This window comes from Sulfuricurvum sp. MLSB, from assembly GCF_000747095.1.
Classification (GTDB): domain Bacteria; phylum Campylobacterota; class Campylobacteria; order Campylobacterales; family Sulfurimonadaceae; genus Sulfuricurvum.
The window spans coordinates 1-7563 of the sequence record NZ_JQGL01000032.1 but is presented as its reverse complement, the minus strand read 5'-3'; the positions used below and the strand labels follow the sequence as shown (position 1 = coordinate 7563).

8 protein-coding genes are annotated in these 7563 nt (G+C 50.3%); 5 read left to right on the top strand and 3 right to left on the bottom strand.

Features of this window, described 5'->3' with window-relative positions:
• The 4 genes from JU82_RS03545 to JU82_RS03530 all read left to right on the top strand — a co-directional run.
• The coding region (locus tag JU82_RS03545; protein ID WP_037946542.1) for an HlyD family efflux transporter periplasmic adaptor subunit at positions 1–1061 on the top strand (1061 nt) is incomplete at its 5' end.
• 9 nt (positions 1062–1070) lie between these two features.
• Positions 1071–2681 carry an ATP-binding cassette domain-containing protein gene (locus tag JU82_RS03540; protein WP_037946539.1) on the top strand — a complete coding sequence of 537 codons (1611 nt, stop codon included), beginning with the start codon at positions 1071–1073 and terminating at the stop codon, positions 2679–2681.
• The gene (locus JU82_RS03535) at positions 2678–3790 is read left to right on the top strand and encodes an ABC transporter permease (RefSeq protein WP_037946536.1); all 1113 of its coding nucleotides are present in this window, start codon (positions 2678–2680) and stop codon (positions 3788–3790) included. Before JU82_RS03540 ends, JU82_RS03535 begins: the two co-directional genes overlap by 4 nt.
• Complete coding sequence (locus JU82_RS03530; RefSeq protein WP_037946535.1) at positions 3787–4869, top strand: ABC transporter permease; 1083 nt, start codon at positions 3787–3789, stop codon at positions 4867–4869. Before JU82_RS03535 ends, JU82_RS03530 begins: the two co-directional genes overlap by 4 nt.
• A gap of 6 nt (positions 4870–4875) precedes the next feature.
• On the opposite strand, the gene JU82_RS03525 is transcribed toward JU82_RS03530, so the two are convergent.
• A complete protein-coding gene (locus JU82_RS03525) occupies positions 4876–5289 on the bottom strand; it encodes an Rrf2 family transcriptional regulator (protein ID WP_037946533.1) in 414 nt (137 codons plus the stop codon).
• Between the two features lie 140 nt (positions 5290–5429).
• On the opposite strand from JU82_RS03525, the gene JU82_RS03520 reads away from it, so the two are divergent.
• Entirely contained in the window at positions 5430–5897 is a 468-nt protein-coding gene (locus JU82_RS03520) for an HPP family protein (RefSeq protein ID WP_037946530.1), read from the top strand.
• Between the two features lie 17 nt (positions 5898–5914).
• Here JU82_RS03520 and JU82_RS11690 read toward each other — a convergent pair whose 3' ends face one another.
• On the bottom strand, positions 5915–6334 hold the full coding sequence (locus tag JU82_RS11690) for a methyl-accepting chemotaxis protein (RefSeq protein ID WP_294892090.1): 420 nt from the start codon (positions 6332–6334) through the stop codon (positions 5915–5917).
• A 698-nt stretch (positions 6335–7032) separates the two neighbouring features.
• The gene (locus JU82_RS03510; protein ID WP_294892089.1) at positions 7033–7413 is read right to left on the bottom strand and encodes a PAS domain-containing protein; all 381 of its coding nucleotides are present in this window, start codon (positions 7411–7413) and stop codon (positions 7033–7035) included.
• Between the last annotated feature and the right edge of the window lie 150 nt (positions 7414–7563).

Here is a 7563-nt window from a genome sequence, read left to right as displayed (position 1 = left end):
TGTTGCCCGATAATCTGATACAGGGGACGGGGCGGATTGACGGCGATCTTATCAATCTCAACACCAAATATCCCGGACGGCTTATCAGCATTGATGTTCAGGAAGGCGAAGCCGTACGTGCCAATCAAACTATCGCACGTCTGGACAGTCGCGAATACCGGGCGCAAAACGATCAGATCCAAGCTCAGTTGGACGCAAAACGGCAAGAACTCAATGCGCGTCGGATCGAACTGGATATTCTGCGCCGAAGCCTGCCCGAATCGTTGCTCAAAGCCGACGCCAATCTCGCGCTGAACCTCAGAGCCCGCGACGAACTTGATCAAATGATCAGCGCGCAAAAAAGTCTTGTCGCACAAAGTGAAAAGGATCGGGAACGCATGGGCGATCTGGTCGAGAAGAGGCTGATCGAAATGCGCCAGCTTGAAGCGGCGGAATTAAAACTCAATACGGATCGCGATCAGCTGTCCGCCCTGATGTTCAAACGCAAACAGCTTGACCAAGCAATCAGCATTGCAAAAAGCGGCCGCGTCGAAGCATCGGCGGCTCAACACCGCATTGCCGTTATGGAGGAGGGGAACAAAGCACTGGCTTCGGGCATCAAAGCCCTTCAGGCGACTAAAGCACAAAACGACGCCGTGCTCGGCGAGATGGAACTCAATTCGCCGATCGACGGATTCGTAATCGAAACCATTTCCCACGGCGGCGAAGTGGTCGGAGCCGGAAGTCCCGTTGCGACACTGATCGATCCCAAAACCCTTTATTTGAAGATTTTCGTCGATACCCTTAAAAATGGCAAAATCAAAATCGGCGATCGTGCCGTCATCTTCGTGGACGCCTACCCGGATCGCCCGATCGCGGCTCAAGTCGTCCGCATTGAACAAAAAGCCGAATTCACTCCGAAAGAAGTTTCAGTCGCCAGCGACCGGATACAGCGTGTGTATGCCGTGCACCTCAAACCCATTGCACCCGATCCGCTGCTTAAACTCGGCCTCCCCGCCATCGGCGTAATCTCGCTTGACGGTAAAAATCTGCCCTCAAGCCTGCGCGAAGTTCCCGAATAGCGGCAGACGATGGATACGCTCAAGATCGATCGCGTCAGCGTCCGCTATCATCAGCATACGGCAATCCGCGACGCATCGTTTTCTGCCCGCGCCGGTGAAATCATCGGCTTCATCGGTGCAGACGGAGCGGGAAAAAGCTCATTAATGCATGCCATTGCCGGAGTAGGTGCTTTTGATGGAAGCATCCGCTTTCACAATACCCTTTACCGATCTCCCGCTGAAGCCGAACCAATCAAATCTATGACCGCCCTGATGCCTCAGGGGATCGGACTCGTGCTGTACGATATGCTCACGGTTCAAGAGCATCTCAATTTTTTTGCCGACATCCGCAATATTAACAAAGACGCATCTTTCATCGCCTATCAGCAAAGATTGCTGCAGATGGCCGGACTGGAAAAATTCACCGATCGCCGAGCCGGCAATCTCAGCGGAGGGATGATGCAAAAGCTTTCCCTTATCTGCACTCTGCTGCACCGGCCGAAACTGCTGATACTGGACGAACCGACGACGGGCGTCGATCCGCTCAGCCGGATCGAATTGTGGGATATTCTCGATCAGATACGAACCCAAGAGGGGACGATTATTCTCGTGAGCACCGCTTATATGCAAGAAGCGGCACGGATGGACAGGTTGCTGTTGTTCGATGAAGGGGAAATAATAGCCCTCGGCAGCACAGAAGAACTGATCGACTCGGTTCGCCCTATGACGTATGTTCTGTCGCAGCAAACGGATGGTATTACGACACGTGACGCGACCTATTCGATCAAGCCGCTCGATTTTGCACATACCGAACCGACGCTGGAAGCCCTTTTTTTCGTCAATGCCTTGAAAAAAGGGCGTTCGCTTCCGCCGATAACGCTAAGTACCCACCATGAAGACTATGTACGCGATTCGGTTATTATGGAAGCACGCGGGCTGACAAAGCGTTTCGACGGTTTCATCGCCAACGACTGTGTGGATATTCGGCTCAAGCGCGGCGAAATATTGGGCCTGTTGGGCGCCAACGGAGCAGGGAAGACCACGTTTATCAAAATGCTGCTCGGACTTCATCCTATCGACGGCGGTGAACTCGAGCTGCTGGGTCGACTGATCCAAAATACATCGGATCGCCAAACGCTCAAAGCCTCGATCGGTTACGTCAGTCAGCATTTTGCCCTGTACAACGATATGACGGTACGGGAAAATCTCCTCTATTTCGCCGCTATGCGCAGTATTCCTTTTGAGAAGGCGGTTGATAAGACACTTTTGTACGCAACCGAGCTCGGTTTTGATATCTATCTGGATGAGCTCCCCTTGAACCTTCCGTTGGGGATTAATCAGCGTTTCTCATTGGCGGCGGCGTTGTTGCACGATCCGGTCGTTCTGTTTCTGGACGAGCCGACATCCGGCGTCGATGCGATTGCCCGCGCGCAATTTTGGCAGTTGCTGATCGCATTGAAAGAAAAATGGGGGATTTCCATTTTGATCACGACACACTACATGAGCGAAGCGGAGTTTTGCGACCGGATTGTACTGCTGCGTGACGGCAAAAAAGTGGCGGATGACACGCTTGAGGAACTGTATGCGCTGCATCCGAATGCCGTAAACTTCGAAGATATCTTTTTAGAGTATTACCGATGAAGATACGCGTCATTAAGGCCTATATCTACAAAGAACTGACCGAGCTTGTCCGGTCCCGCTTCATCATCATGGTCTTTTTACTTCCCAGCATGATTCTTCTTTTATTCGGAAACGGCATACGAATGGAAGTGAGCGGCGCACGTACGCTTATCGTCGATCATGATCGCAGCCCCATCTCGTATCGGCTCATCAGCAAATTCGAACACTCAAAATATTTCAATACGCAAATCCTTCCGATCAGCGAAGCCGAAGCACTTGGCCGGATCAAACAGGCCCGGACCGACGTTGTAATCATCATTCCCGAGTCGTTCGAAAAACGGCTTTTGCATGGTCAAACGACGCAAATCGGGGTGTTTGCCGATGCAGCGTTTCCAAGCCGGGGAATCACGATGGAGACCTACGTCAAAGGTGTCATTCTCGATGCGGCGTCGGAATTTGGACACAATCAGGCAAACGGCAGCATTACGATTAACCAACGCACACTCTTCAATCAGGCGATGCGAGACGAAGATGCGATTGTTCCCGGGCTTATCGGACTGGTATTATTGGTTGCTCCGGCGATACTGGCCGCATTGCTGATCGTCAAGGAAAAAGAGCGGGGGACGATCTTCAATTTTTACGCGTCTCCGCTCTCCAAAAGCGAATTCCTCGCAGCCAAACTGATCCCCGCATTTTTGCTCCATTCGCTGAATATCTTTGTCGTATTTTTGTGGGCCGTCTATGTTTTCGATGTTCCGTTTCGCGGAAGTTTCTTTCTCTACTGGGCAGCGTCGGAAATCTACCTGATGATCAGCATCTCCATCGGGATGCTGATTTCCGTCATCACGCGGACCCAGATCGTAGCGGTCGTCTTCACCATTATCATTACGATTATCCCGGGATTCATGTATTCGGGGATTATTATGCCGATCTCCTCGATGAGCGGTATGTCGCAAATCGAGGCCCATATTTTTCCGGTTATGTATTACAACCACATCGTCTATGATGTTTTTTTGATCGGGGAGGGGCTGGAATCGGCAAAAACCCTCCGCTATCTTCTGATACTGCTCTTTTACGCGATTGTATTGCTGAGCCTCGGACGCCTATTCCTGCGCAAGGAGCTTAAATGAACCGTATTTTCTGGGCGATCGTCGGTAAAGAGCTGTTGGCCTTTATCCGTTCATGGCAATTGGTTCTTGTCGTGCTCTATTCGTTTACCGTGAACGTTTACATTTCGGGAAGCGGTATCGAGATGAAACCCCGTAACGTTGCCGTGGGATACGTCGACGATACGGGCGGCGGGCTGAGCCAAAAAATCCTCACTCGGCTTCATGCTCCCGAATTTCTCCCTCCGCAGCGGTTTGGTTCCCAAAAAGAACTCAGCCGCGCAATTTTCGACAAAGAGATCATCGTCGGAATCGTCTTTGATGCCGATTTCGAAAAAAAATGGCGGCAGGGACAGAAGACGCAAATCAACATACTGCTCGACGCAACGGCTGCTTCACAAGCTTATACGACGCTCGGGTATCTGCAAAACATCATTTTTGATATCACATCGCCTGACATTCCCGTCGAGATAGCCAGTCATAAACTTTTCAATCAAAATGCCGACAACCACACTTTTATGGCTTTGACCGAACTTCTCTCGATCATTACGATGATCACCGTTATCCTGACGGCCGTCGTATTCGTACGTGAAAAAGAGCAGGGGACATGGGACATCATGCTCTTGATGCCCGTCGACCCCAAGCTCATCATTCTGGCAAAATCCTTCTCTCAGGTGCTGATCGTGATGGTCGGCATCGTCATATCGCTTGGATTCATCGTAATGGGAATATTTTCCGTGCCGTTCAACGGCTCCTTTGTGGCCTTTGCACTGCTCAGCTTCTTTTACGTTTGGGCAAGCGCGGGGATCGGTCTGTTCATCGCCGCTGTCGCGCGCGACATCATGCAGGTGGCACAGCTCTCCATCGTCGTCATGATGCCGCTTATTTTCCTCAGCGGCGCATGGACTCCGATTCACGCCATGCACCCCGTTTTGCAGACAATTTCCCTCGTATCCCCGCTGCGATATTACATCGAAGGGACGGAGAGTATCTTTTACCGCGGAAGCGGCTGGATCGACTTGTTCCCGTATTTTACGGGTGTTATCGCCGTAGGAGGACTCATGTACTGGATAGGATTTCGGAAAATAGGACGGCTTTTTTAGGGAAAATCAGATTTTGATGTTTCGATTGTCGGTCAGGGAAGCCAGCGTAGTCGTTGTCAGCATCGTGCCGATAAGCTCTTTGGGCGCTGCCCACTGATCGTGAAGCGCGCACGGATTGGCACAATCGCACGATTCGAATCCCAAAATACACCGTGAGGATTCAAGCGATTCGCCGATTGCTTCGAGGATATCGCACAAACGTATTTCATCCGCGGATTTAGCCAGGCTCAATCCTCCCTCGCGCCCCCGTGAAGAACGGACAAGACCTTGTTTGACCAAATGGGTCATGAGACGTGTGAGATACTTGTAGGGGAGATTCAGTTCCCGATGCAGAACATTAACCGAATGGGAAGTCGTGTCGTAGCGGTGCAGATAAGCCAAAACGCGGATAGCGTATTCAGCCGTTTTGGAAAAATGCATACGAACCCTTTGAATCTAATAAAAATATTGTAATCAAACTTTCCTTAGCGCAGAGATGGCAGCGAATACAAAATAAATATACTATAATTGGATAGTATATTTCAATAACGTCTAAAACAGAATAGGAAGATTGCGACTTTATGCACACCAAACCCAAGAAACCCCTTCATCTCCTCGAAAGCATCGTTGTCGGGGTCGGAGCCTTTATCGGCCTCTCCTTGATCGGCATGATTGCCGAGCAGTCCGATACGATGATGATTATCGCTCCGTTCGGGGCAACGGCGGTCCTATTGTTCAGCGCGCCGCAAAGCCCGTTTTCAAGGCCTTTGAATATTTTCGGCGGGTACTTTATATCGACGGTTCTCGGAGCGGCGGTTTTAGAATACACATCGGGAGGCTGGCTTAGTGTCGGGATCGGGTTGGGAATAACGATCATGCTCATGCACTTGGTAAAAGTCGTCCATCCGCCCGCCGGAGCCAATTTTTTGATCGTAACGCAGGGGCATCTGTCGTTTTATCTGTTATGGCCGCTTTTTACGGGCTTGATATTATTGATTGTTGTGGGAATGAGCGTGCATAAAATACGGCAGAAAATTGCGCTGGAATAAAACACGCTATCTGGCCTCTAGCTTAACCGATCCATAATCAGCAGAAGCTCCTCCATTTTATTGTCGACGGCGCCTACGTATTTTGTCAAATCCATCATTTCGTCCATGTTGTCGTTTAACGACTCGCTGTTGTCGTTAATCGCCTGAATGAGCACATTGATCGTAGCGGCCGTCTCCGCCAAACTTTTTTGGGTACGTTCAGCCAGCTTGCGCACCTCGTCGGCAACGACGGCAAAACCGCGCCCGTGTTCGCCGGCACGTGCGGCTTCGATAGCCGCATTAAGCGCCAAAAGGTTGGTTTGATCGGCAATATCTCCGATCGCGATCAGGATTTGTTTCGTCTCTTGGGCATTGCCTGCCAGCGACTGCAAATTTACGGAAAGGTCATGTTCTTTGTTCGCAACCCTATGAATCCGTTCCACGGTCGTGTTGATCATGCCGTTAAGTTCGACGAATTGATTCGAACGCAGGCTCTCAATCGTCGATTTAAGCTGTTGCGTGTTGTTGTGCAGTACCTCTTTGGCTTCGGTATTTTCTTTTTCCATTGACTGCAGGGCAGATGCGAGATCATTGATTTTTTCTAGCATTTGCGCCATTTTTCCTTCGACGTTGACGTTTGCACGGGTAGAAAATCTCCCTTCGCTCAATGATTCCAATACGCTGATGGCCTGATCCAGATTTTTTTCCGTCGCGTCCAGCATGGCATTCATGGTTTTGCGGAGGAGGTGAACGTGAGGCGTTTTGCTGTCGCTGGCTACACGGCATATGAAATGCCCCCGACGGACTTTATCGGCCAGCAGTACCATTTCGCCTGCGACTTTGGTATCCTGTTCCAGAATAGCTTCATGCGTTTTGGCCAGATGGTTCAACTTTGCTTCGATACTGCCGGAGACGGCATCGGTGCTGCCGATTTGATTTCGTTTAAATTGCAGCAGTTCTTCAAAATCACTCAATTGCCGCGAAAACCGCTCCGTGGCGTCAGACATGCCGTTCATCCAGATAGCCGCTGCTACAAGGGCAACCATAAACCCTGACGCGATCCATACGGAATCCGCGGCAGCCGCAAACACCATTCCCGCAATCCCGACTGCCGATAAGACGGCTGCTTTTGTACTGTTTTTCATCCATTAGACCTTTAACGCATCGTTTTATAGAGTTCTTCGGCCGCTTTGATCTCGGCGGGCGATGCCTTGCGACGGCACGACATGTATCCGTGATCCGTGTCCCCGCACGCGATGTTGGGATACACGGTCGCGAATACCCAATAAAAGCCGCCGTTTTTCGTAGCGTTTTTCACGTATCCTTTCCAAACTTTGCCGCTTTTAACGGTATCCCAGAGGTCTTTGAACGCTGCTTTTGGCATATCGCGGTGACGCACGATGCTGTGCGGTTGTCCGATAAGCTCTTCGAGCGCATATCCGGCGATCTTACAGAAATCCTCATTGGCAAAAAGAATTTTCCCTTTTGAGTCCGTTTGCGATACTAAAAAATCGGTATCTGCGAGTGTGTATTCCATACATTACGTCCATTCAATAATTTGCATGCAGTTTAGAGGATTAGACAAATCGTTTGTAGATGTTTTTTATCCGTTCGTAGATCAATATGCATTTTCAGTTCGCACCAACGTCACCTAAACATGATACACTTGTGCCGATTCTCATCCACG